Genomic DNA, 2,678 nt, shown 5'->3' with positions numbered 1-2,678 from the left:
AACACGGTGCAGGGGCTCGGCGCCGCCGAGACGGCGCAGCGCGACCTGATGCATACTTATGCCGCGAGCTACGGGCAGGAACTTTTCACGCTAAGGTTGCCAGCGGCGGCGCCGTTTCTCTTTAATGGCTTGAAAATCTGCACGACATTGGCTTTGATCGGCGCCATCGTGGCCGAATTCTTCGGATCGCCGACAGAAGGCATGGGCTTCCGCATCTCGACCGAGGTCGGGCGGCTGGCGCTCGACATGGTCTGGGCGGAGATAGCGGTGGCGGCGCTGGTCGGATCGGCCTTCTACGGCGCGGTGGCGCTGGTGGAGCGGGCGGTGACCTTCTGGCATCCGTCGCAGCGGGGCCGCTGAGGCCTCCGGAACAGAGAAAGTAGGGAGACGACCATGGCGGAGAAGATCGTGGAACTGGGCAAGGTCGGCGCGATCGGTGCCTGGACGGAAGGCGAGGCGGCGGCGCCCGAATCGGGGGGCCGTTGCCGGATCTACAATTCGCAGGACGAGCTGGTCGGCTGCAGGAACCTCCCCTCGGAGGAGAAATGCCAGCAATGGGCGCAATACAAGGGGGCCTGGGGCTACGCCTGGGCGCCCGGCTCGAGTTGCTAGTGAAACATCGGGATAGAAGGAAGGGTTCGCAGATGAGAACCATGATTGCCGGGGCGTCCGCGACGCTCCTGATGCTCGCCGGTGCCGCGCGCGCCGAGGAGGTGACGCTCCAGCTCAAATGGGTCACCCAGGCCCAGTTCGCGGGCTATTACGTCGCGGCGGATCAGGGATTCTACGAGGAGGAGGGGCTCGACGTCACGATCAAGCCGGGCGGCCCGGACATCGCCCCGCCGCAGGTGATCGCCGGCGGCGGGGCCGACGTGATCGTGGAATGGATGCCGGCGGCGCTCGCCGCGCGCGAGGCCGGGCTGCCGCTGGTCAACATCGCCCAGCCCTTCAAGTCGAGCGGAATGATGCTGACCTGCCGCAACGACAGCGGCGTGACCGCGACCGGGGATTTCAAGGGCCATACGCTCGGGGTCTGGTTCTTCGGCAACGAATATCCCTTCCTGAGCTGGATGAGCACGCTCGGCATCCCCACCGACGGCGGGCCGGAGGGCGTGACGGTGCTCAAGCAGGGCTTCAACGTCGATCCGCTGCTGCAGAAGCAGGCCGCCTGCATCTCGACCATGACCTACAACGAATACTGGCAGGTGATCGACGCCGGGCTCACGCCCGAGGATCTGACGGTCTTCAAGTACCAGGACGAGGGCGTGGCGACGCTGGAGGACGGGCTCTACGTGCTCGAGGACCGCCTGAGCGACCCGGCCTTCGTCGAGACCATGGCCAAGTTCGTGCGCGCCAGCATGAAGGGCTGGAAATGGGCCGAGGAGCATCCCGACGAGGCGGCGATGATCGTGCTCGAGAACGACGAGACCGGCGCCCAGACCGAGGCGCATCAGATGCGGATGATGAGCGAGATCGCCAAGCTCACCGCCGGTTCCGACGGCGCGCTCGACCCGGCCGATTACGAGCGCACGGTCAAGACGCTGCTCGCCGCCGGCTCCGATCCTGTGATCACCAGGGAGCCCGAGGGCGCCTGGACCCATGCGGTGACCGACAAGGCGCTCGGCAGCTGAGCCACCCGCCGGGGCCGCCCGCCGGCCCCGGCGCCCCCGGGGGAGGAATTCCATGGCCCGCGATGCCGTCGCCGGAAGACCGTTTCGCCTGGGGCGGGCGCGCGTCCCCCGCAGTGCCGCCGCCTTCCTCCCGCGGATCCGGCAGCGGAGGGTGCCGCCCGACTCTCCTCGGCCTTGGCGTTCGCGCGCTCCGGGCCCCTCGACCGGAGGTCGCATGATGTCATTGCCGTTTGGTCCCTTCGGGAGGCACGGCCCGTGCCGGTGGGCATGAGCGCTTCGCTTTTCGCGCGGCTCGCCGAACGGTTTCCCGCCGAGCGCGGCCGGGTGGCGATCGAGACCGCGGAGGGGGCGGCGGTGACCTTTGCCGACCTGCTGGAGCATGCCGGGCGCATCACGGCGCTCTTCAAGGCCTCGGGCGTCGCGCCCGGCGACCGGATCGCGGTGCAGGTGGAGAAATCGGTCGCCAATGTGGCGCTCTATCTCGCGGTCCTGCAATGCGGCGCGGTCCATGTGCCGTTGAATCCGGCCTATACCCCGGCCGAGCTCGGGCATTTCCTGAAGGACGCGCGGCCGAAGGTGCTGGTCTGCGACCCCGGCTCGGAGGCCGCGCTCGCCGCGCTGGCGAAGCAGGGCAGCGCCTGGCTCTTCACCCTCGGGGCCGATGGCCATGGCTCGCTGACCGCCCAGGCGGAGGGCCTGCCCTCGGACCGGGCGGTGGCGGCGCGCTCGGGCGAGGACATCGCCGCGATCCTCTATACCTCCGGGACCACCGGGCTTTCCAAGGGCGCGATGCTCAGCCACGACAATCTCTGGTCGAATGCCGCGACGCTGCACGCGCTCTGGGGGTTCCGGCCGGGGGACGTGCTGATCCACGCCCTGCCGCTCTATCACACCCACGGGCTCTTCGTGGCGCTGAACCTTATGCTGATGAACGGCGGGCGGGTCCTGCTGCTGCCGCGCTTCGACGCCCGCCCGGGGATCGGGCTGATGGCGCGCGCCACGGGGGTGGTGGGGGGGGCGACCTTCTACACGCGGCTCCTGGCCCCC

Annotated in this window: 4 protein-coding genes; all 4 read left to right on the top strand. The window is 69.1% G+C overall.

Translation table 11 applies throughout. The features are described from left to right. Window positions 1–360: ABC transporter permease (locus V7050_RS20165; RefSeq protein ID WP_324411153.1), on the top strand; the 360-nt coding region annotated here is incomplete at its 5' end. A 33-nt stretch (window positions 361–393) separates the two neighbouring features. Next, window positions 394–612 carry a hypothetical protein gene (locus V7050_RS20160; RefSeq protein WP_324369918.1) on the top strand — a complete coding sequence of 73 codons (219 nt, stop codon included), beginning with the start codon at window positions 394–396 and terminating at the stop codon, window positions 610–612. 32 nt (window positions 613–644) lie between these two features. Then, entirely contained in the window at window positions 645–1,631 is a 987-nt protein-coding gene (locus tag V7050_RS20155) for an ABC transporter substrate-binding protein (RefSeq protein ID WP_324369920.1), read from the top strand. A 267-nt stretch (window positions 1,632–1,898) separates the two neighbouring features. Next, window positions 1,899–2,678: AMP-binding protein (locus V7050_RS20150; RefSeq protein WP_324411151.1), on the top strand; the 780-nt coding region annotated here is incomplete at its 3' end.

This window comes from Amaricoccus sp., assembly GCF_036846665.1.
GTDB lineage: Bacteria > Pseudomonadota > Alphaproteobacteria > Rhodobacterales > Rhodobacteraceae > Amaricoccus.
The sequence above is the reverse complement of the archived record's forward strand: the minus strand, read 5'-3'. Positions and strand labels throughout refer to the sequence as shown.

What these genes read in the sequence shown, in the direction of transcription:
- V7050_RS20160 (WP_324369918.1), top strand. Translation starts at nt 394, where the DNA reads ATGGCGGAGAAGATCGTGGAACTGGGCAAGGTCGGCGCGATCGGTGCC.
- V7050_RS20155 (WP_324369920.1), top strand. Translation starts at nt 645, where the DNA reads ATGAGAACCATGATTGCCGGGGCGTCCGCGACGCTCCTGATGCTCGCC.